Origin of the sequence: Okibacterium sp. HSC-33S16 (genome assembly GCF_024171565.1) — a bacterium.
Classification (GTDB): Bacteria; Actinomycetota; Actinomycetes; order Actinomycetales; family Microbacteriaceae; genus Mycetocola_A.
The window spans coordinates 272,389-298,525 of the sequence record NZ_JALJZZ010000004.1 but is presented as its reverse complement, the minus strand read 5'-3'; the positions used below and the strand labels follow the sequence as shown (position 1 = coordinate 298,525).

At 65.5% G+C, this 26,137-nt stretch carries 23 protein-coding genes; 16 read left to right on the top strand and 7 right to left on the bottom strand.

Annotation, left to right across the window (positions count from 1 at the left end; translation table 11 throughout):
* The first annotated feature begins 8 nt into the window (after positions 1-8).
* The 4 genes from ribH to L1277_RS11685 all read left to right on the top strand — a co-directional run bounded on the left by ribH (position 9) and on the right by L1277_RS11685 (position 4,406).
* Positions 9-449: a 6,7-dimethyl-8-ribityllumazine synthase gene (ribH, locus tag L1277_RS11700; RefSeq protein ID WP_253376577.1), complete on the top strand. Its 441-nt coding sequence runs from the start codon at positions 9-11 to the stop codon at positions 447-449.
* Between the two features lie 282 nt (positions 450-731).
* A complete protein-coding gene (locus L1277_RS11695) occupies positions 732-2,087 on the top strand; it encodes an MFS transporter (RefSeq protein ID WP_253376560.1) in 1,356 nt (451 codons plus the stop codon).
* 162 nt (positions 2,088-2,249) lie between these two features.
* Complete coding sequence (locus tag L1277_RS11690) at positions 2,250-3,098, top strand: class I SAM-dependent methyltransferase (protein ID WP_253376559.1); 849 nt, start codon at positions 2,250-2,252, stop codon at positions 3,096-3,098.
* Positions 3,099-3,227: 129 nt separating this feature from the next.
* Positions 3,228-4,406, top strand: coding sequence for an RtcB family protein (locus L1277_RS11685; RefSeq protein WP_253376576.1), 1,179 nt, complete (start codon positions 3,228-3,230; stop codon positions 4,404-4,406).
* Between the two features lie 15 nt (positions 4,407-4,421).
* Here L1277_RS11685 and L1277_RS11680 read toward each other — a convergent pair whose 3' ends face one another.
* Positions 4,422-5,249: an alpha/beta fold hydrolase gene (locus L1277_RS11680; protein ID WP_253376558.1), complete on the bottom strand. Its 828-nt coding sequence runs from the start codon at positions 5,247-5,249 to the stop codon at positions 4,422-4,424.
* Positions 5,250-5,412: 163 nt separating this feature from the next.
* A complete protein-coding gene (locus tag L1277_RS11675) occupies positions 5,413-6,084 on the bottom strand; it encodes a GAP family protein (protein ID WP_253376557.1) in 672 nt (223 codons plus the stop codon).
* Positions 6,085-6,227: 143 nt separating this feature from the next.
* On the opposite strand from L1277_RS11675, the gene L1277_RS11670 reads away from it, so the two are divergent.
* Together L1277_RS11670 and L1277_RS11665 are read left to right on the top strand one after the other, a co-directional pair.
* Positions 6,228-6,443 (top strand): hypothetical protein, encoded by a 216-nt coding sequence (locus tag L1277_RS11670; RefSeq protein ID WP_253376556.1) that lies wholly within the window; start codon positions 6,228-6,230, stop codon positions 6,441-6,443.
* Between the two features lie 37 nt (positions 6,444-6,480).
* A complete protein-coding gene (locus L1277_RS11665) occupies positions 6,481-8,421 on the top strand; it encodes an ABC transporter ATP-binding protein (protein WP_253376555.1) in 1,941 nt (646 codons plus the stop codon).
* On the opposite strand, the gene L1277_RS11660 is transcribed toward L1277_RS11665, so the two are convergent.
* The 3 genes from L1277_RS11660 to L1277_RS11650 form a co-directional block, all read right to left on the bottom strand.
* Positions 8,418-8,675: a zinc ribbon domain-containing protein gene (locus L1277_RS11660; protein WP_253376554.1), complete on the bottom strand. Its 258-nt coding sequence runs from the start codon at positions 8,673-8,675 to the stop codon at positions 8,418-8,420. The genes L1277_RS11665 and L1277_RS11660 overlap by 4 nt on opposite strands.
* A 62-nt stretch (positions 8,676-8,737) precedes the next feature.
* The gene (locus L1277_RS11655; protein ID WP_253376553.1) at positions 8,738-9,085 is read right to left on the bottom strand and encodes a hypothetical protein; all 348 of its coding nucleotides are present in this window, start codon (positions 9,083-9,085) and stop codon (positions 8,738-8,740) included.
* Positions 9,086-9,244: 159 nt separating this feature from the next.
* Positions 9,245-11,119 carry a phosphoenolpyruvate carboxykinase (GTP) gene (locus tag L1277_RS11650; protein WP_253376552.1) on the bottom strand — a complete coding sequence of 625 codons (1,875 nt, stop codon included), beginning with the start codon at positions 11,117-11,119 and terminating at the stop codon, positions 9,245-9,247.
* Positions 11,120-11,244: 125 nt separating this feature from the next.
* On the opposite strand from L1277_RS11650, the gene L1277_RS11645 reads away from it, so the two are divergent.
* Positions 11,245-12,687, top strand: a complete 1,443-nt coding sequence (locus L1277_RS11645; protein ID WP_253376551.1) for a helix-turn-helix transcriptional regulator — start codon at positions 11,245-11,247, stop codon at positions 12,685-12,687.
* Positions 12,688-12,725: 38 nt separating this feature from the next.
* Positions 12,726-13,676: an aldo/keto reductase gene (locus L1277_RS11640; RefSeq protein WP_253376550.1), complete on the top strand. Its 951-nt coding sequence runs from the start codon at positions 12,726-12,728 to the stop codon at positions 13,674-13,676.
* Between the two features lie 7 nt (positions 13,677-13,683).
* On the opposite strand, the gene L1277_RS11635 is transcribed toward L1277_RS11640, so the two are convergent.
* On the bottom strand, positions 13,684-14,487 hold the full coding sequence (locus L1277_RS11635; protein WP_253376549.1) for an RNA methyltransferase: 804 nt from the start codon (positions 14,485-14,487) through the stop codon (positions 13,684-13,686).
* Between the two features lie 172 nt (positions 14,488-14,659).
* Here L1277_RS11635 and L1277_RS11630 point away from each other — a divergent pair, with 172 nt between their 5' ends.
* The 5 genes from L1277_RS11630 (at position 14,660) to L1277_RS11610 (ending at position 20,749) form a co-directional block, all read left to right on the top strand.
* The gene (locus L1277_RS11630; RefSeq protein WP_253376548.1) at positions 14,660-16,312 is read left to right on the top strand and encodes a thiamine pyrophosphate-binding protein; all 1,653 of its coding nucleotides are present in this window, start codon (positions 14,660-14,662) and stop codon (positions 16,310-16,312) included.
* Between the two features lie 38 nt (positions 16,313-16,350).
* Entirely contained in the window at positions 16,351-17,730 is a 1,380-nt protein-coding gene (locus L1277_RS11625; RefSeq protein WP_253376547.1) for an FAD-binding oxidoreductase, read from the top strand.
* On the top strand, positions 17,727-19,046 hold the full coding sequence (locus L1277_RS11620; RefSeq protein ID WP_253376546.1) for a class I SAM-dependent methyltransferase: 1,320 nt from the start codon (positions 17,727-17,729) through the stop codon (positions 19,044-19,046). Before L1277_RS11625 ends, L1277_RS11620 begins: the two co-directional genes overlap by 4 nt.
* 123 nt (positions 19,047-19,169) lie before the next feature.
* Positions 19,170-19,955: a 2-oxo-hept-4-ene-1,7-dioate hydratase gene (hpaH, locus tag L1277_RS11615; RefSeq protein WP_253376545.1), complete on the top strand. Its 786-nt coding sequence runs from the start codon at positions 19,170-19,172 to the stop codon at positions 19,953-19,955.
* On the top strand, positions 19,940-20,749 hold the full coding sequence (locus tag L1277_RS11610) for an HpcH/HpaI aldolase/citrate lyase family protein (RefSeq protein ID WP_253376544.1): 810 nt from the start codon (positions 19,940-19,942) through the stop codon (positions 20,747-20,749). The genes hpaH and L1277_RS11610 overlap by 16 nt, the downstream gene beginning before the upstream one ends.
* 132 nt (positions 20,750-20,881) lie before the next feature.
* On the opposite strand, the gene L1277_RS11605 is transcribed toward L1277_RS11610, so the two are convergent.
* Positions 20,882-22,255 carry an MFS transporter gene (locus tag L1277_RS11605; protein ID WP_253376543.1) on the bottom strand — a complete coding sequence of 458 codons (1,374 nt, stop codon included), beginning with the start codon at positions 22,253-22,255 and terminating at the stop codon, positions 20,882-20,884.
* Positions 22,256-22,432: 177 nt separating this feature from the next.
* Between L1277_RS11605 and L1277_RS11600 the strand changes: the two genes are divergently transcribed.
* Genes L1277_RS11600 through hpaE form a run of 3 tightly spaced genes read left to right on the top strand, consistent with a single transcriptional unit; the run spans position 22,433 to position 26,134 of the window.
* Positions 22,433-23,893: a fumarylacetoacetate hydrolase family protein gene (locus L1277_RS11600; RefSeq protein ID WP_253376542.1), complete on the top strand. Its 1,461-nt coding sequence runs from the start codon at positions 22,433-22,435 to the stop codon at positions 23,891-23,893.
* Positions 23,890-24,582: a GntR family transcriptional regulator gene (locus tag L1277_RS11595; protein WP_253376541.1), complete on the top strand. Its 693-nt coding sequence runs from the start codon at positions 23,890-23,892 to the stop codon at positions 24,580-24,582. The genes L1277_RS11600 and L1277_RS11595 overlap by 4 nt, the downstream gene beginning before the upstream one ends.
* A gap of 19 nt (positions 24,583-24,601) precedes the next feature.
* The gene (gene hpaE / locus L1277_RS11590; protein WP_253376540.1) at positions 24,602-26,134 is read left to right on the top strand and encodes a 5-carboxymethyl-2-hydroxymuconate semialdehyde dehydrogenase; all 1,533 of its coding nucleotides are present in this window, start codon (positions 24,602-24,604) and stop codon (positions 26,132-26,134) included.
* The last annotated feature ends 3 nt before the right edge of the window (positions 26,135-26,137 follow it).

The following is a 26,137-nucleotide window of genomic DNA, read 5'->3' as shown; positions in this document are numbered from 1 at the left end:
ACCTCGCCGTGGACGGCAGCGGACTGAACGTCGTCGTGATCGCCGGGTCGTGGCATGAGGAGATCAGCAACGGCCTCATCGCCGGGGCGACCCGCGCGCTCGACGAGTCGGGCGCCTCGCACAGGCTGGTGCGGGTGCCAGGAAGCTTCGAGTTGCCCGTCGTCGCGAAGGCTGCGCTGGAGGCGGGGGGCGACGCCGTTGTTGCGCTCGGCGTGATCATCCGCGGGGGCACCCCGCACTTCGAGTTCGTTTCGGATGCGGCCACCTCGGGCCTCACCGAGGTTGCTCTTGCCACGGGCAAGCCGGTCGGATTCGGCGTGCTCACCCTCGACGACGAGCAGCAGGGGCTCGACCGCGCCGGCTTGGAAGGGTCCAAGGAAGACAAGGGCCGCGAGGCCGCGGAAGCCGCCGTCGCGACCGCTGTTCTGCTGCGGGAGCTGCGCGCATAGGGCCACCCCCCGTCACAGTGATCGAGTCGTCCCTGAGGGCGGCTCACACGATCGATCGGTCCCGAAGGGTCGTTCAGAGTCACTCTGGACGACCCTTCGGTTCGTTTCGCTTCCCGAAACGCACCGCAACCGGGCACCACCCATTTTTGCCCTCGAGAAAACTGCGCGTAAGGTGTGAAAGTCGCGCCACAAGCGCGACACATCACTATTGTTCAGCCTTTGGGGTGGCAGACGCGACCGGCCCGCGCCTCCAAAGCTTCCACTCACCGACGAGAAAGCACCATGTCAGTCTCAGCCACCACCGTTCCACAGGCACCGGCCAACCCGAAGTCACGCGTTGTTCTCGCGTCGCTCATCGGCACGACCATCGAGTTTTACGACTTCTACGTCTACGCCACCGCCGCCGTTCTCGTCTTCCCGCACCTCTTCTTCCCCGCGGGCAACGAGACCACCGCACTCCTGTCATCCTTCGCCATCTTCGGCGCAGCCATGGTCGCCCGCCCGCTCGGCGCCGTGTTCTTCGGTCACCTCGGTGACAAGGTCGGCCGCAAGACGACGCTCGTCGCCGCGCTGCTCACCATGGGAATCGCGACCTTCCTCATCGGCCTGCTCCCCACCTACCTCGTCATCGGCTGGTTCGCCCCGCTGCTGCTCGTGATCCTGCGCCTCGCACAGGGCTTCGCGCTCGGCGGAGAGTGGAGCGGTGCTGCACTCGTCGCCACCGAGAACGCCCCGAAGGGCAAGCGTGCCTGGTACGGCACGTTCCCGCAGCTCGGCGCCCCGATCGGGTTCATCATCGCGAACGGCCTGTTCCTCATCATCGCGTTCGCCCTGCCGTCTGATGACCCGTCGCGTCCGAGTGACGCGTTCCTCGACTGGGGCTGGCGTATCCCGTTCCTGTTCTCCGCGGTCATGGTCATCGTCGGCCTCTGGGTGCGCCTCAAGCTCGTCGAGAGCGACGCATTCACCAACACCGTGAAGAGCGGCAAGGTCGTCAAGCTTCCGCTCAAGCTCGTCTTCAAGAGCAACTGGCGTGAGCTGATCCTCGGCACCTTCTTCATGCTGGCCACCTACGTCCTCTTCTACCTGATGACGACGTTCTCCCTCAGCTACGGCCGCGCGCCGATCGAGCCTGCAGAGGGCCAGCAGCCGGGACTCGGTTACAGCTACAACACCTTCGTGCTCATGCTCATCGCCGGTGTGGTGTTCTTCGGCATCTTCACCCTGCTCTCCGGCCCCTGGGCCGATAAGTTCGGTCGCCGCAAGACACTCATCGCCGTCACCGCTGGCATCATCGTTTTCGGCTTGCTGTGGGTCCCGCTGCTGGGCGCAGGCACCGTCGGCGTGATGGCCTTCCTCATCATCGGCTTCAGCCTCATGGGTATGACGTTCGGGCCGATGGGCGCGCTCCTGCCCGAGCTGTTCCCGACCAACGTGCGCTACACCGGTTCCGGCATCTCGTACAACGTGTCGTCGATCCTCGGTGCCGCTGTCGCCCCGTTCATCGCCGTCTGGCTGTGGGCCGAGGCCGACGGAAGCCCGTTCCTCGTCGGCATCTACCTCGCCACCATGGGCGTCATCACCCTGATCGCCCTGATCATCGGTAAAGAGACGAAAGACGTCGACATCGATCGCTAACGCTCTCTGTCATCAACGGATGCCGTTCCTCGCCTCGCGAGGAACGGCATCCGTCATTTAAGCGTCGAAATTTGGCCGTTACCCCCGTGCGTCCAACTACCGGGTCGGCGCACACTGGGACGAGCGGCCGGACCGTGCGGGCCCGACCCGAACGAGAGGATCATGATGTCCACTGTCACCACTGATGCTGACGCCGACGCCGACGCCGACGCCGCACTGAAGGCCAAACACCGGGCGATGTGGGCGCTCGGAAACTATCCCGAGCTCGCGGCCGACCTCATTCCAGCGCTCGGCACCACGCTCGTCGGTGCCCTGGGCCTGGGCGCTGGGCAGCGCGTGCTCGACATCGCGGCCGGTTCGGGAAATGCGGCCATTCCCGCCGCGCAGGCCGGAGCCGATGTTGTCGCGAGCGACCTCACGCCCGAACTGCTCGATGTGGGGCGGGCGCGTGCCGACGAACTCGGGCTGCAGCTCGAGTGGCGGCAGGCCGACGCCGAAGCGCTGCCGTTTGCCGAGGGCGAGTTCGACGTGGCTCTATCGACGGTGGGGATCATGTTCGCACCGCACCACGAGGCGAGCGCGCGTGAGTTGCTGCGGGTGGTGCGGCCCGGCGGGCACATCGGGCTCATCAACTGGACGCCCGAGGGGTTCATCGGCCAGATGTTCGCGGCCATGAAGCCGTACGCCGCTCCGCCCCCTCCCGGCGCGACGCCACCGCCCCGGTGGGGCGACGAGGAGCACGTGCGCTCGCTGCTCGGCGACCAGGTGACCGAGTTCACGGCGACGCGCGCGCTGCTGCCCGTGTCCAAGTTCGCGGCGCCCGAGGAGCTGCGTGATTATTTCAAGGAGCGCTATGGTCCGACGATCGCCGTCTACAAGAACCTCGGCGATGACACCGACCGCGTCGCCGCCCTCGATCGCGACCTCGTCGAGCTGGTGCGGCGCTTCGCCACCGAGTCGGGTGCACTCGACTGGGAGTACCTGCTGGTGACGGCGCGCAAGGTCGGGTGACGCCACAGGCGCGTGCTTCGGATACTTCTACGGCACGCGCGCATGGATCCTGAGCCCGCGCACAACCCGTCGCTCAGCGCCCCGCCGATCGGTATCGTACGAAGTGCCACAGCGTCGATCGGAGCTGCCATGGAACAGGTCACCACGAAACTGAAAAACTGGGCGTCGATCATCGACGAGCAGACGCTGCAGCAAGCGAAGACGACTGCGGAACTGCCGATCATTTACCCGCACCTGGCGCTCATGCCGGATGCGCACCTCGGGAAGGGCGCGACGGTGGGCAGCGTCCTTCCGACACTCGGGGCGATCATCCCGGCTGCCGTCGGCGTGGACATTGGCTGCGGCATGATCGCCGTGCGCACGCAATTCACCGAACAGAGCTTTCGTGCACATTTCCCGAAAGGTTTGAGGCGGCTGCGCGAAGCCATCGAGTCGAGCGTTCCGTTGTCGGCCGGGAAGTACAACCGCAAGATCCGCGCGAGCGCCCGCGACCGGATTGGGCAGCTCGAGGAGTCGGCGCGCTCGCACGGCTTCGACCCAGGAATCTACTCCGGCAACTGGCGGTTGCAGCTCGGCACGCTGGGGTCGGGCAACCACTTCATCGAGATCAGCGTCGACGAGGAGGACCGGGTGTGGCTTTTCCTCCACTCCGGGTCGCGAGGGGTCGGCAACAAGATCGCGTCGCACCACATCACCGTGGCGCAGCGGTACGCGTCCCAGCAGCGAATCACGCTGCCCGACCGCGACCTCGCCTATCTGGTCGAGGGAACTGCCGAGTTCGATCGCTATATCGCCGAGCTGCGGTGGGCGCAGGAGTTTGCGCTGCTCAACCGTGAGGAAATGATGGCGCGGGTCATTACCGAAGTGGAGTCGCTCACCGGTGAAGCGGTGGTCGCCGAGGAGAGGATCAACTGCCACCACAATTACACCGAGCGGGAGCATCACTTCGGGAAGGACGTGTGGCTCTCCCGCAAGGGCGCGATTGCGGCTGGCGCCGGTGTGCCCGGCCTGATTCCGGGGTCGATGGGCACGGCGTCGTACGTCGTCGTCGGTCGAGGAAACGCCGACGCGTTGAACTCATCGCCGCACGGCGCCGGCCGTGAGTACTCACGGTCGCGGGCGCGACGGACGTTCACGATCGAGCAGTTGCGGGAAGCGATGGTCGGCATCGAGTACCGGGACACACCGGCATTCATTGATGAAATCCCGCAGGCATACAAGCCCATCGACCGGGTGATGGCCGACGCCGCCGATCTGGTCGAGGTGCGGCACACGCTCCATCAGATCCTCAACGTCAAGGGCGACTGACGTTCTCCTGCCGCTTCACCCGGGGCTGGCGGGACCGCCGAGCCCTCCGTGGTCCGGTGCGACGTGGCCGAGGATGCGCGCCCAGCGTGCGGCGATGGTGAGCGCACCTTCGCCGGGAACCCGAACGGTGCGCGATCGGCGAATACGACGGCGATACCAGTGACCATCAGCGATGGAGGACGTGCGGTCATCGTCGCCGTAGATCAGCCGCACATCTGCCGTGATCCGGTCGAGCTGTTCGGCCCACGACGGGTCGGCGAGCATCCTTCGGTCACCGTCGACGCCGGCGCTGCCCTGAAGGCTCGCCTCGCCGAGCATCCGATCGATCCGGTGCCCGAGGCCTGCTCGCGCGGCAAGCGCAGGCTCGTTGTCGTCGATGAAGAGCGACGACCGCGTATAGGGCACAGACACCTCGGGCCCGGGAAGGAGTGTGAACCCTGTCGGCGACGTCGTGTTCACCACCGCAACCCGATCCACCAGCTGCGGATGCCTCGCCGCGAGCGATAACGCGAGAGTGCCCCCGGTTCCCCAGCCGACGAGGCCGACGGAGTCGAAGGCCATTCCTCCACTCGTGCGAGCGATTTCTTTTGACTGTCGCAGAAAGTCGGCGAGGTCGTCGGCGCGATGCTGGACGGTGTGCGATTCGCCATCGCTGAGCTGCGGGGTGGCGCCGTACCCGGGGCGATCAGCGGTCAGGAGGTGCACGCCCCACCGGCTTGTGATGTCCGGGGCCGGATCAAACGGCCCGGCCCCCGGGGTGGGATGCAGGAGGAGAATGACGCGACGGGCCAGCGGATCACCCGCGGCGGAAATGCTGATTCTCCGTTTCGAGCGAAGAGTCACGACTCGACTGGACACGTGACGGTGTGCTCCTTTCCCCGTAGAACCGCACAGAGGCAGTGCCGTGATGGGTAGCGACACTCGGACACTACGACGCGATCGCCAGCGGGCCAAGGGCTTGCGAAGAAGCGCGTGACGTGGAGTAAGCGCCACACAGCGGTGGAGGTTAGAACGAACTGATGCCGTCGCCGACCAGCTCAGCACCGAGCAGGAGCATGGCCACCGCGAGCACGGTGGGACCGTTGCGCACGAGCCAGGTGCGCAGGTCGGCGAGCGGCTTCTGCCACGCCTCGGTTGCGATCTGATATCCCACGACGGCGACCAGCACGGTCGAGAAGGCGATCACCACGAAGATGAGCAGCACAACGACGGTGCCGCGCAGCCCGAGGTCGGCTCCACCAACCGTGAGACCCGCCGCGATGCCGAGGGCGAGGTTTTTGGGCGCGAGGGCACCGAGACCACAGCCGAGCGCAATGCCCTGCCCAACGGTCATCGTCTCGGTCGCGGTCATCCATTGCGGCAGGACACCGGGTCTGCCCGGCAGCGGGCGCAGTCGCCACTGCCTGACCGCGAGAACGATGAGCAACGCACCCAGAATGAGGCGAAGAATTCCTGCGATCGGCCGCGAGGCATCCGCTGCGCTTTCGGGAAGGAGAGTGGCGACCACCGTGACCGCGACGACCGGAACGATCACACCCAGCAGCCAGCCGCCGAGGAACCCGAGGCCAGCGGCACCGGATCGGGGGCTGAGCATGAGCGTGATCGCCGCGATGAGCGGGAGCGGGCTCAGCGCAATGCCGATCGCGGCTGTGAGGATCTCACCGATCACCGAACCCATGTGCACTCCTCCTGGAAAGGTTCCTCAGCATATCGGGGGCCTCATGAGGCGCAGGGTGGGTTGCGGGCGCTGTCGATTCAATGCGATGCACCGTCGTCAACAAGAGTTGACTTTCTGCCACTCCGTCAACTACAGTTGACGCCATGAGCACAGGACCCCTCGCAACACTGAGCGGAGAAGCCGGATCAGACGACCCCTTCACCGCACTTCGAGCGATTGCCAAGCTGCGTAAGGAGGTGGATGCGCTGGAGGTGCTGGCCGTTCGGCGGGCGCGAAACTCCAATGCATCCTGGCAGTTGATCGCGATCGCGCTCGGAGTGAGCAAACAAGCAGTTCACAAGAAGTATGGTCGAAGCTGACTCCTCGTCATTCCCCTCGCATTCCGGAGACACTCGCATGTCAGCCCCCAGCACCACCAAACCCGCCCGACGCTCGCCGTTTGCACGGTCGTCGAAAACCGATGACGGGCCGCGCGCCCGGTTCACTGAACTGATCCCCTACCTGTTCGAGCACAAGCGCGTCCTCTGGTTCATCATTGGGTTAAGCATCCTCGGTTCAGCCGCGTCCCTCGCGCAACCGCTGCTCGTCAGCCGCGTCATCGGAATCGTCGAGCAGGGCAAGGCGCTCGGCGGCCTGGTCTGGGCACTCATCGCGCTCGTCGTCGTCTCCGGCGTGATCTCGGGCTACCAGCACTACCTGCTGCAGCGCACCGGTGAAGGGGTCGTGCTCTCGAGCCGCCGCAAACTCGTCGCTCGCCTGCTGCACCTGCCGATCTCCGAGTTCGACACCCGCCGCACCGGCGACCTCGTGTCGCGCGTCGGCAGCGACACCACACTGCTGCGCGCCGTGCTGACCCAGGGCCTCGTCGAAGCGGTCGGCGGCACCATCACGTTTATCGGCGCGCTCATCGCCATGCTCATCATCGATCCGGTGCTGCTCGGGCTCACCGCCCTGGTGATCGCCGTCTCAATCGTTACGGTGGTCGCGCTGTCGGGAAAGATTCGGGTGGCCAGCCAGCGCGCGCAGGCCAAGGTCGGCGACCTCGCGGCCTCGGTCGAACGTGCCATCAGCTCCGTCCGCACCGTGCGCGCGTCCAACGCCACCGAACGCGAAATCGCGACGGTCGACGCGGATGCCACCGGAGCGTGGAGCATGGGAATCCAGGTCGCGAAGATCTCGGCCCTCGTTGTTCCCGTCGCTGGCATCGCCATGCAGGTGTCGTTCCTCGTGGTCCTCGGCGTCGGCGGATTCCGCGTGGCCAGCGGCGCCATCACCATTGCGAACCTCGTCGCGTTCATCCTTTTCCTCTTCATGATGATCATGCCGCTGGGCCAGGCCTTCGGCGCCATCTCCGCCACCAACCAGGCGCTCGGAGCCCTCGGTCGCATCCAGGAGATCATTCACCTGCCCCGTGAAGATGAAGCGGATGCCTCCATCGCCGCGTCGATCGCCTCCCCCGGCGTCCGTTCGGCGAACGCCCCGGCGATCGAGTTCGATTCGGTGGTGTTCGCCTACCCGGCCGCCGCGGTGAAGCTCGACGACACCTCGGACGCGTCAGGCGAAGCGGATGCTGTCACTCGCGTCGACGAGACCGCTCTCGATCACGAGGCGGCCACCCTGGAAACCCTCACGGCGGTCGACAAGCGCCGCGCCGGTGACCCGGTGCTCCGCGGAGTGAGCTTCACAGCGGCGCGCGGCCAGCGCACCGCCCTCGTCGGGCCCTCGGGCGCCGGCAAATCCACCATCCTGGGACTCATCGAGCGGTTCTACGACCCCGAGGCCGGGTCCATCCGCTTCGGCGGTGTCGACATCCGCACGATGCCGCGCACCGAGCTCCGCTCGCAGATCGGCTACGTCGAGCAGGACGCCCCGGTGCTGGCCGGCTCGATTCGCGACAACCTGCTCCTCTCCGCACCCGAGGCGACCGATGAGGACTGCATCCGGGTGCTCCACGCCGTTAACCTCACCGACGTGCTCGACCGCAACCCGCTTGGGCTCGAGGCTCCGGTTGGCGAGGAGGGCATCATGCTCTCCGGTGGTGAGCGTCAGCGCCTCGCGATCGCTCGCGCCCTGCTGTCCGCTCCCCCCATCCTGTTGCTCGATGAGTCCACGTCGTCGCTCGACGGCGTGAACGAGCAGAAGATGCGACTCGCCATTGACGCGGTGGCCGAGGATCGCACGCTCATCGTGATTGCGCACCGCCTCTCCACAGTGGTGGACAGTGACTCCATTGTGGTGCTCGACCAGGGGCGCGTGGTGGGAACCGGCACGCATTCTGAGCTCGTGGCATCCGTTCCCCTCTATCGCGAACTCGCGAAGCACCAGCTCCTGGTCTAACTGACCTGCCGATTGCGGGCCGCCCACTCAAGGCCGTGGGTGGCTTGCTCTTTGGTCAGAGGCGTTGTGCCGCCGCAGTTCGAACAGGTGACGGCGTAGCGACGCCCGATAGTGAACAGCGGAATGAAGAACAGGGAGAACTTCGTCGCCGTCTCGACCACGTCCTGATTCACCTGCCTACCGCAAAACTGGCAGACAAAGTTCACGACGACGAGCAGCCGGTTGCGAAGCGTTGTTCCGAAGAGAAGGAGCATCCGTCGAGTGTACGGACGGCACTCCGATCGGCGCAGGGGGTTGCGCGCTCGACCTGGCGCCGTCAGGACTCGACGGACTGACGGGCGTAGGCGAGGGCTTCGCGCGCGAGCGGCAACCACACCGCGAGGGTGGAACCGGGATCCGCGGCAGACGGAATGTCGATCCACTCACGCATCGTGCGGCCGCCCATGGTGACAAAGTCCGCCTGCCCAGCGTCGACTATTTTCACGGCGCGCTCGCGGGGCAGCTTCGCAATCAGACGGCCGTCTGCGCCCAGGAAGGCGATGATCCTGGTGCCCGTTCGAATGCCCGGACTGCGGAACATGGTGCCCACCTCGACGGGACCGTCCTGCTCCAACTCGGCCGCGATCTGGTGCAGCATACTGAGCGCCTCGTCCGATACCGACACACCGACCTCCTCGCCCGCGCCGTCGGCTCAGACTAGAACGATCGCGCAACGGGCGCCAGAGGGACACAGAAAACCGCGAGGTGTCGGGAAGTGTTCCGAGACCATCCCGCCAAGGAGTCTCAGAGCACTTCCGGGCACCTCGCGGTGTCCGCCCTCTGTTTAGTGGCTCAGCCGGTAGCGCAGCGACGCCAGCTCGGCGCGCAGTGCTGGGGGAAGCTTGGCGCCGAAGGTGTGAAAGAACTCCTCGGTCAGGTCGGCCTCGGCCAGCCACGACTCTGGGTCAACCGCGAAGAGCGCTTCGAGTGCCTCGTCGGAGACGTCGATACCCTCGCGGTTGAGGTCAGCGAGAACCGGGATTCGGCCAGCCGGTGTTTCCTCAGCGGGAACCTGTCCCTCGATGCGACGGACGATCCACTCGAGAACGCGGGAGTTCTCGCCGAAGCCGGGCCAGAGGAAGCTGCCGTCGGCGTCCTTGCGGAACCAGTTGACCTGGAAGATCCGGGGGGCACGGTCGAAGCGGAGCTCCTGGCCGACGCGCAGCCAGTGCGCCCAGTAGTCGGCCATGTTGTATCCGCAGAAGGGAAGCATGGCGAAGGGGTCGCGGCGCAGCTCGCCGACGGTGCCTTCGGCCGCCGCCGTCTTCTCGCTCGAGATGGTTGCACCCATGAACACACCGTGCGTCCAGTCGGTGGCCTCCACCACGAGCGGAACGTTCGTGGCCCGGCGTCCGCCAAACAGGATGGCGTCGAGCGGGACCGCTTCTTCCCAGTCGTCCGCGATCGACGGGCACTGGGCTGCGGCGACGGTGAACCGTGAGTTGGGGTGAGCAGCGGGCCGGCCGGAGTTAGGGGTCCAGTCGTTGCCTTCCCAGTCGATGAGGTGAGCCGGAGCCTTGTCAGTGAGCCCCTCCCACCAAACGTCTCCGTCATCGCGCAGGGCAACGTTGGTGAAAATGGTGTTTCCCCAGAGCGTTTCAACCGCGGTGACGTTGGTCGACTGCCCGGTCCCCGGTGCGACGCCAAAGAACCCGGCCTCCGGGTTGATTGCCCACATGCGACCATCTTCGCCCGGGCGCAGCCAAACGATGTCGTCGCCCAGGGTTTCCACCCGCCATCCGGGGATGGTGGGGCGCAGCATCGCAAGATTGGTCTTGCCGCAGGCCGACGGGAACGCCGCAGCCACGTGGTACTGCTTGCCCTCGGGTGAGATGATGCGCACGAGCAGCATGTGCTCGGCGAGCCAGCCCTCGTCGCGACCGATCACGCTGGCGATCCGCAGCGCGAAGCACTTCTTGGCCAGCAACGCGTTTCCGCCGTAGCCGGATCCGTACGACCACACCTCACGATCCTCGGGAAACTGCACGATGTATTTCGTGTCGTTGCAGGGCCAGGCCACGTCCTCGTCGCCGGGAAGGAGCGGGGCGCCAACCGAGTGCACCGTCTTCACCCACGGCACGCCGTCGGCAATGAGGTCGAGCACCTTGTCGGTGGCGCGGGTCATGATGCCCATGGAGAGAACCGCGTAGACAGAATCAGTGATCTGCACGCCCAGCTGCGAGAGCGGCCCGCCAACGGCACCCATTGAGAATGGCACCACGTACATGGTGCGTCCGCGCATACTTCCCGTGAACACCACGTCGAGCTCACCGCGCATGGACGCGGGGTCCTGCCAGTTGTTCGTGGGGCCGGCGTCTTCTTCCTTCTCCGAGCAGATGAAGGTGCGCGACTCGACCCGAGCGACATCGCTCGGGGCGCTGCGGGCCAGGTAGCTGTTCGGACGCCATTCCGGGTTGAGCTTGATGAGCTTGCCCTCGGCCACCATCTGCTTGGTCAACCGGTCGCTCTCACGCACCGAGCCGTCGCACCAGACGATTTCATCGGGCTGGGTCAGCGCGGCGATCTCGTCGACCCAGGCGCGTAGTTTGTCCAGAGGGGCGGATGCCTCGGCGCCCGCATTCGGAATCGGTGCGGTCTCGACACGCTGCACGGCGGGAGCGGTGGTGACCGCTGGGCGGTCAATTTCGGCGATAGACATGTGAGCTCCTCTGCTTACTGAATGTCGTGTACAAGGTGGCCTGAATCCACTGTGGCAAAGAAACCGGCGTCCATATCGCCATATCGGTCGTTAAGAATCGCACTTCTTTCGGATACGGTAAGAGAATGGACCGAACGACCTCCGATCTCTCCACGCTGGGACATCGCATCCGTCATTTCCGAACCGACCGCGGGCTGACGCTCGACGATCTCGGTGAACAGGTGGACCTCGCGGGGAGCCAGCTCTCGCTCATCGAGAACGGCAAGCGCGAACCGAAGCTGTCAACGCTGCAGGCGATCGCGACGGCGCTCGGAGTCGCACTCACCGACCTGCTCTCCACGGAGGCGCCGAATCCCCGTGCGGCCCTCGAGATCGAGTTGCGAAAGTTCCAGCAGAGCCCGCTCTACACCGAGCTGGGGCTGCCGGCCGTCAAACCGACGAAGGGCATGAGCGACGATGCCCTTGCCGCTCTCGTTGGGCTGCACCGTGAGCTGCAGCGGAAAGCCACCGAGGCCATTGCGACGCCGGAAGAGGCGCGCCGCGCCAACACCGAACTGCGCGAAGTGATGCGCGAGCGCGACAACTACCTGCCCGAGATCGAAGACCTCGCCGAAGCCCGGCTGAAGGCAGCCGGCCACGTGCGCGGTGCGCTTACCCACCGCACGGTCAGCATCATGGCCGAGCAACTGGGACTCGAGCTCATCTACGTCAACGACCTGCCGCACTCGGCGCGAAGCGTCACCGATCTCGCGAACGGGCGCATCTACCTGCCGCCGGCATCGATTCCCGGCGGGCACGGCTTGCGCTCCATGGCCCTGCAGGCGATGGCACACCGGTTGCTCGGGCACACCCGACCGACCAGCTACGCGGCGTTTTTGCAACAGCGCCTTGAGATCAACTACTTCGCCGCCTGCTGCCTCATGCCGCAGACCGCTGCCGTTGATTTCCTCAGTGAGGCCAAGCACGACCGCAACCTGGCCGTTGAGGACTTCCGGGACGCCTTTGGTGTCACGCACGAGGCTGCGGCTCTGCGCTTCACCAACCTGGCCACGCACCACCTCGACATGCCGCTGCACTTCCTCCGGGTCTCCGAAGACGGTTCTCTCCAAAAGGGCTACGAGAACGACGGCTTGCCGCTCCCCGTGGACGTCACCGGTGCGATCGAAGGTCAACTGGTGTGCCGCAAGTGGAGTGCACGCAGCGCGTTTGAACGCACGAACCGCACCACCGAGCTCTACCAGTACACCGACACTCCGGTCGGAACTTACTGGAATGCCACCCAGACCGGCACGACAAGCGCGGGTGAATTCTCCATCTCGGTCGGCGTTCCCTTCAACCAGGCCAAGTGGTTCCGCGGCCGCGAGACCACGACGCGCGCCGTCTCCACGTGCCCCGATCCGTCGTGCTGCCGTCGCCCGGCGAGCACCCTCACGGAGCGGTGGCGCGACCAGGCCTGGCCGAGCGCCCGACTACACGCCCACATTCTCTCGCCGTTACCCAGCGGCACCTTCCCGGGCGTCGACGACAGCGAGGTCTACGACTTCCTCGAGCGTCACAGCGACGGCTAACCCTGGGCGTCCCGGTTCCGAGACGGCAGAATAGGGATATGCGCACCGCGATCCCGCCCCTCATTCTCGGAACCATGACCTTCGGCGACACAGCAGACGAGGCAGCTGCGACCGCGCTGGTTCAGACCGCGCTCGACGCTGACATTGCCTGGTTCGACACTGCCAACAGCTATAGCGACGGCGCCTCCGAGGAAATCCTCGGTCGCATCCTGGCCGGCCGCGACGACGTGACGATCGCCACGAAGGTCGGCCAACCGCAGTCACTCGTCGGCACGGAGAAACTCCTCTCCGCCGACAAGATCCGCACCTCGGTCGAGGCGAGCCTCACGCGACTGGGCCGGGAGCACGTTGAAGTGCTGTACCTGCACAAGCCGGACCGCTCGACACCGATCGAAGAAACGCTGACGGAGATCGCCCGGTTGCACGCGGAGGGCAAGATCGGCGCCTTTGGCGTGTCCAACTATGCGGCCTGGCAGATCTCGGACATTGTGCGTGTTGCCGCTGAGGTGGGCGCTCCTCCGGTTCTGCTCAGCCAGCAGATGTACAGCCTGCTCGCCCGCCGGCTGGAAGACGAGTATGAGGAATACGCGGTCACGACTGGGCTGCCGACCGTCATTTACAACCCACTCGCTGGCGGGTTACTGACCGGGCGTTACTCGCGGAACGCTGAGGCGGGCTCCGGTCGCTTCGGCGATGCCCGCAACGCTCGGGAGTACCGGGCCCGATACTGGAACGACCGCATGTTTGCGGCGGTTGAGGCACTGACGGCTCTCGCTGACGGAGCGGGAATCCCGCTCTCGGAATTCGCCCTCCGCTGGACACTTGGGCGGCCAGCCGTGCAGTCGGTTCTGCTCGGCGGCACCCGCGTCAGCCACCTTCACGACAACATCGCGGCGGCAGGTCGCGGCCCGCTTCCCGAGGACGTCTCGGCAGCGGCAGATGCGGTCGGCGATGAACTGCGTGGGCCGATGCCGGCCTATAACCGCTGAGTTCTGCTCAACTGAGTGCCCACATGGCGACCGCGCTGGCGGCCGCGACGTTGAGCGAGTCGATTCCGTGCTTCATCGGGATCTGCACGACGGTGTCCGCCGCAGCAAGCGCATCGTCGGTGAGTCCCGTTCCTTCGGCGCCGAGCACGAGAGCAAGCCGCTCGTGCTCGGAACCGTCGAAGTCACGAAGACTCACGGCATTGTCGCTGAGCGCGAGCGCCGCCACGTGGAAGCCATGCTCGTCCAGGAGCGCCCGGGTGGACGGCCAGTCACCCACTCGAGTCCACGGCACCTGCAGCGCCGTGCCCATCGACACACGGATGGCTCGCCGGTAGAACGGGTCCGAGCAGCGTGGGGTGACGAGGATGGCGTCGGCCCCGATGGCCCCCGCTGAGCGGAAGATTGCGCCGACATTGGTGGGGTCAGCGACGTCCTCGAGAATCACGACGCGGCGAGCGCCGGCGAGCAGCTCGCCCGGCTCGGGCAAGGCGGGCCGGTGCATTGAGGCGATCAACCCGCGGTGAAGCACGTATCCGGTGAGTCCGGCGAGCAGTTCTCCCGGTCCAACGAATACCGGAATGTCGGCGGCATCACCACCGAGCGCCTCGAGTGCGTCGTCGGCGGAAGTTCCCAGCGCAAGCACCGACCGGGGCCGGTGCCCGGCCCGAAGCGCGCGCTGAAAGACGAGCAGCGACTCGGCCAGGTACAGCCCGTGCTCGGTGCCCTGGGCCTTCTTCAGTGCCACATCGGTGAGGTGTGCGTAGTCGGACAGGCGGGGATCACTCAGGTCGGAAATCTCGAGAACGGGCACGGGGTGAGTTTACCGAGCGACCACTCGCCCGATTCACGCCTGAGGGCTTAGACTTCCGGTGTCAACGGCTTCGCGCCGGTGCGCTCGGAAAAGGGGCGTTGAACGACTCACTGAACGAGTCGCGAGACATATACGGAATTCGCACACCGCTATATGAACTCGAAGGATCACGATGATTCCCGTTGTCGCTCGCATTGCCGACGCTCTCGCCCCCTCTATCGCTCACGCTTTCGGGCTGATGGGCAATGGAAACGCTCACTTCATCGACGCCCTGAGCGAGACGTCTGTGCCCTATACCGCCGTCCGTCACGAGGTCGCCGCTGTCGCCGCGGCCGACGCCTTCTATCGCGCGAGCGCCAGGCTTGCCCTCGCCACCACCACCTACGGCGCCGGGTTCACGAACACGATCACGGCCCTCGCCGAGTCGGTGCAGGCCGGCATTCCGCTCGTGCTCTTTGTCGGAGACGCGCCCACCTCCGGCGCACGGCCGTGGGACATCGACCAGCGAATGCTGGCAGCTTCCGTGGGTGCTCGCACCTTTTCCATGAGTGAGACGGATGCCGGTCAGGTCGCGATCGCGGCGGTCAACTTTGCGCTCGCTCACCGGACACCCGTTGTCCTGGCTCTGCCCTACGACCTCACCACCGCAGACTCGCTCAACGACGAGCTGCTCCCGAGTGTCGAGCTGCCCGCTCCGGTGCAGCCGCAGCCGGAGCAGATCGCCGCGGCCGCCGACGCACTGTCCGCTGCGCGTCGCCCGGTGATCCTTGCCGGCCGAGGCGCCTGGCTTGCCCACGCCGGCACCCCGCTGAGCCAGTTGGCCGACCGGCTCGGCGCCCTCACCGCCACAACGGCACTCGGCCGCTCGCTGTTCGAGCGCCCCGAGTATGACCTCGGCACTGTCGGCGGCTTCGGCCAGGAGGCCGCGATGGAGCTGGTCGGCGACGCCGACGTGATCCTCGTCGCCGGTGCCAGCCTCAACCAGTTCAGCACCCGGTTCGGCACGCTGTTCTCCCCCGACGCGACGGTCATCCGCATTGACGACCGCGACCCGGCCGCCCACCCGGCCGTCACGATCCCGGTGCACGGTGACGTGGCCCTTGCCACCGACGGCCTGCTCGCCGCGATCCGCCCGGTCCAGGGAACCACGGCTGGGTGGCGTGACCAGCTGGTCACGGATGCCGCCCGGTTCCGCATTCGGGAAGCCGGCGTTGGCCTGTGCGACGACGGCAGGCTTGACCCGCGCAGCGTCGCCATCCGACTCGCAAGCTCGCTGCCCGACAACCGGGTCACGGTCACCGACGGTGGACACTTCCTCGGCTGGTCGAACACCTACTGGTCGGCGTCATCACCCAACCGTGTCCTCATGGTGGGCACCGCCTTCCAGACGATCGGTTTAGGTTTCGGCAGCGCGGTCGGCGCCGCAGCGGCGCTGCCCGATGCCACGCTGGTCGTCTCGACCGGTGACGGCGGTGGACTCATGGCGCTGGCCGACCTCGACTCCGTGATCCGAACGGCCAAACGCGGCGTCATCGTGGTCTGGAATGACGCCGCCTACGGCGCGGAAATTCACATGTATGGCCGGATGGGGCTGGGCACGACGCCCATGCTCATTGATGAGGCCGACTTCGCGGGAATCGCACGATCCCTGGGCGGCCGGGGTGACGTCATCCGCTCGCTGGATGATTTTGCTGACTTCGATAAGTGGGTGGAATCGGGAGCCGACGGGGTCTACCTGCTTGACTGCCGCATCTCGGCAAGCGTCGTAGCGCCCTACCAGGAGGAAATCTACGAGCGAGCGGTGACGGTCTCGGCGCGATCGTAGGGGTCGCCTCCTCGGCGGCTCAGGAGTAGCGTGAGGCCGTGTTTGTGGCTCGCACCGATGCACGAACCGCCCACGCCACCGGCGTCGAGCGCCTTCTGTCGAGCTATCACGGGGTGCCGGACGGTGCGCCGGTGCGGCTGGCCAAACCGACATCGAACCTCTTTCGAGCGCGGACGCGGACGCATGTTCGGGGGCTCGACACCTCGGGGCTGACCGGCGTTCTCACGATTGACCCCGTCTCTCGCACGGCTGACGTCTCGGGGATGTGTACTTATGAGGATCTCGTCGCCGCGACGCTCCCGCTCGGGCTGGCGCCGCTGGTTGTGCCGCAGCTGAAGACGATCACGGTTGGTGGAGCTGTCACGGGCCTGGGGATCGAGTCGACGTCGTTCCGCAACGGATTGCCGCACGAGTCAGTGCTCGAGATGGACGTGCTCACGGGCGCAGGCGAGGTGCTCACGGTCTCGCGCACCGAGAACGCCGATCTCTTTCACGCCTTTCCCAACTCCTACGGGACCCTCGGCTACGCGGTGCGCCTGACAGTTGAGCTGGAACCCGTCCTGCCTTTCGTCGCGCTCACTCACCGCCGATTTCATTCGATGCCCGAGCTCGTCGCGGTGATGGAGGGGATCTGCCAGACCGGTGCGCTCGACGGGGTCACCGTCGACTACCTGGATGGGGTGGTGTTCAGCCCCAGCGAAGGTTACCTGTGCCTGGGATTTCGAACGGCGGCAGCAGGGCCGGTCAGCGATTACACCGGTCGAAAGATCTACTACCGCTCACTCCAGCACGAGGCGGGGGTCACGGGTGACCGGCTCACCATCTCCGACTACCTGTGGCGCTGGGACACCGACTGGTTCTGGTGTTCCGAGGCGTTCGGTGCGCAGCATCCGTTGGTTCGAGCGCTCTGGCCGCGACGCTATCGGCGCAGCAGGACCTATTCGACGTTGATGACCTACGAGCAGCGATTCCAGATCGGCGACCGCCTCGAGGCGCTCAAGGGACGCCCACCACGGGAACGCGTGGTCCAGGATGTCGAGCTACCGATCGAGCGGACCGTCGAGTTTTTGGACTGGTTTCTGGATACCGTGCCCATCAGGCCGATCTGGCTGTGTCCGCTTCAGTTGCGCTCGACCGACCGGTGGCCGCTCTACCCGCTTCAGCCCGGGAAGTCCTACGTCAACGTCGGTTTCTGGTCGACGGTGCCGGTCGGGACGAGCGAGGGAGAGACGAACCGGCGCATCGAGCGGAGGGTGGCTGAGCTCGACGGACACAAATCGCTCTACTCAGACTCGTACTACTCAGCGGACGAATTCGACCGTCTCTACGGCGGTGAGACTTGGCGCGCCGTGAAGCAGCGCTACGACCCCAACGGTCGACTCCTCGACCTCTACGCAAAGGCGGTGCAACGACAATGACGACGTTCAAGGACCGGGCCTCGGCCACAACAAGTACTCCGACCACACTCAGCATCGCGGAGGTGCTGGAAATTTTCACGGGCGGACGACTGCCGCTCCGGTTCACCGCCTACGACGGGAGCTCGGCCGGACCGGCGGACGCCCCATTCGGCCTTGAACTGAAGACGCCACGCGGCTTGACCTACCTCGCCACCGGTCGCGGCGATCTGGGCCTCGCCCGTGCGTATGTGGCCGGCGACCTCGACGCTCACGGAGTGCACCCAGGCGACCCGTACGAACTTCTCAAGTCGCTGTCGAACGCGCTGGTTTTCACCTTTCCGCCGCCGCCGGTGCTCGCCCGAGTGATTCGTTCCATCGGTATCGAGCACCTGCGACCGATCGCACCACCGCCCCAGGAAGCGGCACCGCGCTGGCGCCGGGTCACCGGCGGCATGAGACACAGCAAAGGCCGGGACGCCGAGGCCATCCATCACCACTACGACGTCTCGAACCGGTTCTACGAGTGGGTGCTCGGACCGTCCATGACCTACACCTGCGCCTGCTATCCGCACACAGACGCCACGCTCGACGAGGCGCAGGAGAATAAGTACCGGCTGGTGTTCGAGAAGCTCCACCTCAAGTCGGGCGACCGGTTACTCGACGTCGGGTGCGGCTGGGGCGGGATGGTGCGCTATGCCGCCCGACGGGGAGTGAAAGCCACCGGCGTGACGTTGTCAACGGAACAAGCGTCGTGGGCGCAGCACGCAATCGCGGCGGAATCCCTCGAGGGTCTGGCCGACGTTCGCTACGGCGACTACCGCGACATCACCGAGAACGGCTTCGACGCCGTGTCCTCGATCGGGCTACTGGAACACATCGGAGTGCGCAACTACCCCGGCTATTTCGCCTTCCTCCAGTCCCGCCTCCGCCCCGGCGGCCTTCTGCTCAATCACTGCATCACCCGACCGGACAATCACTCCGAAGCATCCGCCCGTGGGTTCATCGACCGTTATGTCTTCCCCGATGGTGAACTCACCGGGTCAGGCCGCATCATCAGCGAAGCGCAGAACGTCGGCCTCGAAGTGTTGCACGAGGAGAACCTGCGACCGCACTATGCGATGACGCTGCGTGACTGGTGCGCCAACCTCGTCGAGAACTGGGATGACGCGGTCGCCGAGGTGGGTCTCGCCACGGCGAAGATCTGGGGCTTGTACATGGCGGGCTCCCGGCTCGCCTTCGAGACCGGTGGAATTCAACTGCACCAGGTGCTCGCCGTACGGCCCACCGAGCCGCCAGAAACCGGCGATCTCCCGCTCCGCCCGTGGTGGACGCCCTGAGTCGAGCGTTGCATGGTGGCCGGTTAGTGTCGCGCTTCCCGGGTCCGATATGGTTCGTATACGATCATCGGCGATCTCACGGGGCCTGACCCCGGCGGGATCCTCACCCGAAAGGCCTGGCGCATGCTCGAAAAGTCCGTCATCGACGGTATCGCCAACGAACTCTATGAGGCAGAGCAGTCGCGAACAACGATCCCGCGGCTCACCGCCCGATACCCGGACATGACGGTCGAGGACTCCTACGCCGTCCAGAACGTGTGGAAGGAACGCGGCCTCGCCTCCGGCCGCCGGCTCGTTGGCCGCAAGATCGGACTGACCTCCAAGGTGATGCAGGTCGCGACGGGCATTACCGAACCGGACTACGGCATCATCTTCGACGACATGGTCTACGAGAACGGGTCCGTCATTCCGCATGACACCTTCTCCAATGTGCGCATCGAAGTTGAGCTCGCGTTCGTGCTCGGCAAGCCACTCGAAGGCCCGAACTGCACCATCTTCGACGTGCTCGACGCCACCGAGTACGTGATCCCCGCGCTCGAGATCCTCGACTCCCGTATCGAGATGCAGGGACGCACCATCGTCGACACCATCTCCGACAACGCCGCCATGGGCGGGATGGTGATGGGCGGAACGCCCGTGAAGATCGGGGACGTCGACCTCCGCTGGATCTCCGCACTGCTCTACCGCAACGAGACCATCGAGGAGTCCGGCGTTGCCGCCGCCGTGCTCAACCACCCCGCCGCCGGCGTCCACTGGCTCGCCAACAAACTCGCGCAGCACGGCACCCGTCTCGAAGCCGGTGAAATCATCCTCGCCGGCTCGTTCACCCGCCCGATGTGGGTCGAAAAGGGCGACACCGTCCACGCAGACTACGGACAATTGGGATCCATCACATGCCGCTTCAGCTAGCCCCCACCTTCCGCGACGACCTGGCCGAAGCCGAGCGCCCGCTGATCGGCATGTGGGTCTGCTCCGGCAGTCCGCTCGTTGCCGAGATCTGCGCGGGCTCCGGCCTCGACTGGTTGCTGATCGACGCCGAGCACGGCCCGAACGGACTCGAGTCGATCCTCGCCCAGTTGCAGGCCGTCGCCGGCTACCCGATCACCCCGCTCGTTCGCGCCCCCGCCGGCGACACTGTCGTGATCAAGCAATACCTCGACCTGGGTGTGCAAAACCTGCTCGTGCCAATGGTGAACACCGGTGATGAAGCCCGCGCGGTTGTCTCCGCCGTTCGCTACCCGCCACGCGGAGTTCGCGGTGTCGGCAGTGCCCTCGCGCGCGGTGCACGCTGGAACCGCGTCGACAACTACCTCGCCCGTGCGGACGAATACGTATCCCTCTTTGTCCAGATCGAAACAGCGGATGCTGTCGCGAACGTTCGCGACATCGCCAGCGTTGACGGCGTTGACGGTGCGTTCGTCGGACCATCGGACCTCGCAGCATCAATGGGGCTGCTCGGCCAGCAGGAACACCCCGATGTCGTCGCCTCCGTCGAACACGCCATCCGGACCATCTCGGAGCTCGGCAAGCCGGTCGGAGTGAACGCCTTCGATCCGACGGTAGCCGAGCGCTACCTGGCGGCAGGAGCCGACTTCGTCCTCGTCGGAGCGGACGTCGCACTGCTCGCCCGCGGCTCGGAAGCCCTCGCAGCGAAGTACATCCCCACTGGCGATGCCGCTGGGGCACCCCGAGCCAGCTACTAGCGCTCGCATTTTAGCTCTCGCGCCAGACACACAGCGCGCGCCAGACACACAGCGAAGGTCGGTACGACGTGTTGAGGGTGTGGTCGGGCGCTCATGGGCGCCGGCACGTCGTACCGACCTTCGCGAGTCCGCTTAAACCGGCTCTTTGATTCCGTAGATCTGGCCGGTGGTCTGCGCGACCTCGTTTTCGACACCGAGCGGAATGCCGGTGCGGTCACGCAGGATGAGTGTCGCCGCGAACGCCACAACCGTGACCCCGGCGATGTAGAACGCGACGGAGATCGACTCACCGGTCGTCTGCACAAGCCAGGTCGCAATGGTCGGTGCGAACGCTCCACCGAGGATGGCTCCGATCGCGTAGGTGATCGAGACGCCGGAGTACCGGATCGACGCTGGGAACAGTTCAGCGAAGTACGCGGCCTGCTGTCCGTAGGTGAACCCGTTTCCGATCGTGAAGAGCGACAGACCGAGGAACAACAACCAGATGTTCCCGGTATTGACGAGGGGGAAGAGCATGAACACGGTGATCAGCTGCACGATCCAGCCGATGATGTAGGTGTTGCGCCTGCCGATCCGGTCCGAGACATTGCCCGCGATCCAGGTCATGGCCAGCCACACCACCGCGGAGCCGGTGACGGCGAGGAGAACGGGTGTCCGCTCAAGGCCAACGAAGCCATCCGGGTTGGTGGCGTAGTTCTGGATGTAACCACCGGTGGTCATATATCCTGCAGCGTTGTTGCCTGCGAAGGTGAGCGCGGCCAGGATCACGAGCAACCAGTGCTTGCGGAACAACTGGACCGCAGGCATCCGAGACCGCTCCTTACGCTTCGCAATCTCCTTGAAGACCGGGCTTTCCTCGACCGTGCGGCGCACGATCATGCCGACAACAACGAGGACGACGCTGAGCAGGAACGGCACACGCCAACCCCACTCGAGGAACGCCTCACCCGGTGAGATGACACCGGTCATCAGGGCGAGTACACCGGAAGCGAGAAGGAGTCCGATCGGAACACCGATCTGCGGGAAGGCACCGGCGCGACCGCGACGGTCGTTCGGTGCGGTTTCAACCGCCATGAGGACGGCGCCACCCCACTCGCCACCGGTCGACAGGCCCTGCAGGATACGCAGCAGGACAAGGATGACCGGAGCGGCGATACCGATCTGCTGGTAGGTGGGGAGCAAACCGATCAGGGTCGTGGAAGCGCCCATGAGGACGAGGGTAATGACGAGCATCGCCTTGCGGCCAAGCCGGTCACCGAAGTGCCCGGCCAGGAAGGCGCCGAGCGGACGGAAGAGGAAGCTCACTCCGACGGAGCCGAACGAGAGCAGGATGGCAATCTGTGCCCCGGCCGGTTCAAAAAAGAGCTGTGCGAACACGAGGCCTGCTGCGCTCGCGTAGAGGAAGAAGTCGTACCACTCGATGGTGGTTCCGATGACGGTGGCGAACGCGACCTTGCGCCGTTCAGCCGCCGTCCGAGGGTCGACTTGCCTCGATGAGGTTGACATCACTAATGACTCCTTCGTCATAACTAGCGCGGTGGGGAACGGCCGAAAAACGGCCTCCCCACGGATGGTAGACCATATCGTATATCTTCGCGACAGCCACTTTTCCACTCTTGCAATCGCCTTTGGATTGTATATGATTTGTTATACCGCGCTCGAATCCCTCAGACAAGGACGTCTATGACTGATCCAGGCAGCTCTCGCCCCGGCAAGATCATCGCTGTACACCTCAACTATCGTTCGCGCGCCGACCAGCGCGGCCGCACCCCAGCGACGCCGTCCTACTTCTTCAAACCATCGTCCTCGATTGCCTCCTCTGGCGGAACACTGGAACGACCAGCCGGTGCCGAACTCCTCGCATTCGAGGGTGAAATCGCACTCATCCTCGGTCGTACCGTTCGGCGGGTCTCCCCCGAGGACGGCTGGGCCGCTGTCGGCGGAGTCACGGCGGCCAACGACTTCGGCATCTATGACCTCCGCACCGCGGACAAAGGATCCAACGTGCGGTCAAAGGGTGGCGACGGATTCACCCCGCTCGGCCCTCTCATGATCCCCGCCGAGTCTGTTGATCCTGGCGCGCTGAGGGTGCGCACCTGGCTCAACGGCACACTCGTCCAGGACGACACGACGACGGGCCTGCTGTTCCCCTTCGGACAGCTGGTCGCCGACCTCTCGCAGCTCATGACACTCGAGGAGGGCGACGTCATCCTCACCGGCACTCCGGCAGGGTCGTCCGTGGCGCAACCGGGAGACGTCGTCGAAGTCGAGGTCGACTCCCCGACCGCCGCCGGCATACCGACGACCGGTCGACTGGTAACAACCATCACCGAGGGCACCGTGCCGTTCGGGAATTTCGGGAACAAGCCCAGCGTCGACGACACCCAGCGCGAAGAAGCGTGGGGCACCCGCGAGTTGGCCGGACTGGAGACGCCAGCCGTCTTCGAACTGACCGACGAGCTCAAGACCCGAATCACCTCGGTCGGCACCGCGACACTGAGTTCTCAGTTACGGAAGCGCGGCCTCAACAACGTCTCCATCGACGGACTGCAGTCGACACGTCCCGACGTCCGGCTCGTTGGTCGAGCGCGAACCCTCCGTTACATCCCCAACCGCGAGGACCTCTTCGCCTCACACGGCGGCGGGTACAACGCTCAAAAGCGCGCGTTCGATGCTCTCGGCCCCGACGACGTGCTCGTCATGGAGGCCAGGGGAGAACGCGGCACCGGAACGGTCGGCGATATCCTGGCGCTCCGTGCGCAGGTTCGCGGAGCGGCCGGCATCGTCACGGACGGCGGCGTCCGTGACTACGACGCCGTTGCCGCACTCGACATGCCTACCTACTCGGCCGGCGCCCATCCGGCAGTGCTCGGCCGCCGGCACGTGCCGTGGGATGCGGACATCACCATCGCCTGCGGCGGCACGGCGGTTCAACCGGGAGACATCATCGTTGGCGACGCCGACGGTGTCCTCGTCATTCCACCCGCCCTGGTTGAGGAGATCGTGACCGACGCGATCGCGCAGGAGCAGGAAGAGACGTTCATCGCCGAGCAGGTCGCGGCCGGCGAAGGTGTCGATGGACTTTACCCGATGAACGCGGAGTGGAAGTCCCGCTACGCCACGTGGAAGGAGACGCGCTCATGACGTCCCTCCCGGGAACAAGCTCCCGCAGCAAATCCGAGCAGGCGTACTCCTGGATTCGTTCGCGCATCGAGGAGGGCATCTTTGTTCCGGGTTACCGTCTGGTGCTCGGCGCCATCGCCAAAGAACTCGACATCAGCGTTGTCCCGGTCCGCGAAGCCATTCGGCGCCTTGAGGCGGAGGGCCTTGTCACGTTCGAACGCAACGTCGGCGCCCAGGTCGCCATGCTGAATGAGACCGGGTACGTCACCACCATGCAGACGCTGAGCATTCTGGAGGGAGCGGCAACCATGCTGTCCGCTCCGTTCATCACCGAGACCGCCATCGCCGCCGCCCGCGCGGTCAACGCCGAAATGGCGGACTGCCTCGAGCACTTCGATCCGCACCGGTTCACCGAACTCAACCGGGAGTTCCACTCGATCCTGTTCGAACAGTGCCCCAACGACAACCTTCTCGACCTCGTACACCGCGGCTGGAACTCGCTCAACATGCTGCGGGATTCCACCTTCAGCTTTGTTCCCGGCCGCGCCCACCAGTCGGTGGCCGAACACGAGGGCATCCTCGCCCTGATCGAAAGCGGGGCAGACAGCCTCGAGATCGAACTTGCTGCTCGCGCCCACCGCACACGCACCCTCGACGCTTTCACCGAGTACCAGGCTCGCCACAAGCGGCCATCCCCTGTCCAGCCATAACTGCATCGGAGCACACACCATGGCCCACTACATTCCGGAAGACCTTCCGACCCGCATCCTGCACTACATCGACGGCGAGTTCGTCGAGAGCATCTCAGGCGAGACCTTCGACGTGCTCGACCCGGTGTCGAATCAGAACTACGCCACCGCGGCATCGGGCCAGAGCGAAGACATCGACCGTGCCGTGGCCGCCGCCAAGCGTGCATTCGACTCCGGCCCGTGGCCGAAAATGCTTCCCCGCGCCCGCGCACGCATCCTGCACAAAATCGCCGACGCTGTCGAAGCGCAGGACGCACGGCTCGCGGAACTTGAAACTTTCGACACCGGCCTGCCGATCACCCAGGCGCTCGGCCAGGCCCAGCGCGCTGCCGAAAACTTCCGGTTCTTCGCTGACCTCATCGTGGCGCAGTCCGACGATCTGTACAAAGTCCCCGGTCGACAGGTCAACTACGTGAATCGCAAGCCGAAGGGTGTCGCGGGACTGATCACCCCGTGGAACACACCGTTCATGCTGGAGAGCTGGAAGCTTGCCCCCGCGCTCGCCTCCGGATGCACCGTTGTGCTCAAGCCCGCTGAGTTCACGCCGCTGTCCGCGAGCCTCTGGGCGACGATCTTCGAGGATGCCGGACTGCCGAAGGGTGTGTTCAACCTCGTCAACGGCCTCGGCGAATCCGCCGGTGACGCCCTCGTGAAGCACCCCGACGTTCCGCTGATCTCCTTCACCGGTGAAAGCAGCACGGGGCAGACGATCTTCGCCAACTGTGCGGTGAACCTCAAGGGCATGTCGATGGAACTCGGCGGCAAGTCGCCCGCCGTGGTCTTCGCGGATGCCGACCTCGACGCGGCGATCGACTCGACGCTGTTCGGCGTCTTCTCGCTCAACGGAGAGCGCTGCACAGCGGGCAGCCGCATCCTGGTCGAGCGACCGATCTACGACGAGTTCCTTGAGCGGTACGCCGCCCGCGCGAAAAACATCGTCGTCGGCGACCCGCACGATCCGAAAACCGAGGTGGGCGCGCTCGTCCACCCCGAGCACTACGACAAGGTGATGAGCTACGTCGAGATCGGCAAAACCGAGGGCAGGCTGCTCGCTGGTGGCGGTCGCCCGGAAAACCTGCCGGACGGCAACTACGTCTCCCCCACGGTCTTCGCCGACGTCGCGCCCGACGCTCGCATCTTCCAGGAGGAGATTTTCGGACCCGTGGTGGCGATCACACCTTTCGAGACCGATGAGGAGGCGTTGGCGTTGGCCAACGGCATCCGTTATGGACTTGCCGCATATATCTGGACGACGGACCTGACCCGCGCGCACAACTTTGCGCAGTCGGTCGAAGCGGGCATGGTGTGGCTCAACTCGCACAATGTGCGTGACTTGCGCACACCGTTTGGCGGGGTGAAGGCGTCGGGCCTGGGCCATGAAGGCGGCTACCGGTCGATTGACTTTTACACCGACCAGCAGGCCGTGCACATCACGCTTGGCGACGTGCACACGGCGCGATTCGGCGCCGAAGCGCGCGAGGACATCGCACCGATCGTCACGCCCAATCCGTAAACC

Excerpts from the sequence above, each read along its gene's own strand:
- L1277_RS11695 (WP_253376560.1), top strand. The coding sequence starts at position 732 with ATGTCAGTCTCAGCCACCACCGTTCCACAGGCACCGGCCAACCCGAAG.
- L1277_RS11690 (WP_253376559.1), top strand. The coding sequence starts at position 2,250 with ATGATGTCCACTGTCACCACTGATGCTGACGCCGACGCCGACGCCGAC.
- L1277_RS11685 (WP_253376576.1), top strand. The coding sequence starts at position 3,228 with ATGGAACAGGTCACCACGAAACTGAAAAACTGGGCGTCGATCATCGAC.
- L1277_RS11675 (WP_253376557.1), bottom strand. The coding sequence starts at position 6,084 with ATGGGTTCGGTGATCGGTGAGATCCTCACAGCCGCGATCGGCATTGCG.
- L1277_RS11670 (WP_253376556.1), top strand. The coding sequence starts at position 6,228 with ATGAGCACAGGACCCCTCGCAACACTGAGCGGAGAAGCCGGATCAGAC.
- L1277_RS11665 (WP_253376555.1), top strand. The coding sequence starts at position 6,481 with ATGTCAGCCCCCAGCACCACCAAACCCGCCCGACGCTCGCCGTTTGCA.
- L1277_RS11660 (WP_253376554.1), bottom strand. The coding sequence starts at position 8,675 with ATGCTCCTTCTCTTCGGAACAACGCTTCGCAACCGGCTGCTCGTCGTC.
- L1277_RS11650 (WP_253376552.1), bottom strand. The coding sequence starts at position 11,119 with ATGTCTATCGCCGAAATTGACCGCCCAGCGGTCACCACCGCTCCCGCC.
- L1277_RS11645 (WP_253376551.1), top strand. The coding sequence starts at position 11,245 with ATGGACCGAACGACCTCCGATCTCTCCACGCTGGGACATCGCATCCGT.
- L1277_RS11640 (WP_253376550.1), top strand. The coding sequence starts at position 12,726 with ATGCGCACCGCGATCCCGCCCCTCATTCTCGGAACCATGACCTTCGGC.
- L1277_RS11630 (WP_253376548.1), top strand. The coding sequence starts at position 14,660 with ATGATTCCCGTTGTCGCTCGCATTGCCGACGCTCTCGCCCCCTCTATC.
- L1277_RS11620 (WP_253376546.1), top strand. The coding sequence starts at position 17,727 with ATGACGACGTTCAAGGACCGGGCCTCGGCCACAACAAGTACTCCGACC.
- hpaH (WP_253376545.1), top strand. The coding sequence starts at position 19,170 with ATGCTCGAAAAGTCCGTCATCGACGGTATCGCCAACGAACTCTATGAG.
- L1277_RS11610 (WP_253376544.1), top strand. The coding sequence starts at position 19,940 with ATGCCGCTTCAGCTAGCCCCCACCTTCCGCGACGACCTGGCCGAAGCC.
- L1277_RS11605 (WP_253376543.1), bottom strand. The coding sequence starts at position 22,255 with ATGTCAACCTCATCGAGGCAAGTCGACCCTCGGACGGCGGCTGAACGG.
- L1277_RS11600 (WP_253376542.1), top strand. The coding sequence starts at position 22,433 with ATGACTGATCCAGGCAGCTCTCGCCCCGGCAAGATCATCGCTGTACAC.
- L1277_RS11595 (WP_253376541.1), top strand. The coding sequence starts at position 23,890 with ATGACGTCCCTCCCGGGAACAAGCTCCCGCAGCAAATCCGAGCAGGCG.
- hpaE (WP_253376540.1), top strand. The coding sequence starts at position 24,602 with ATGGCCCACTACATTCCGGAAGACCTTCCGACCCGCATCCTGCACTAC.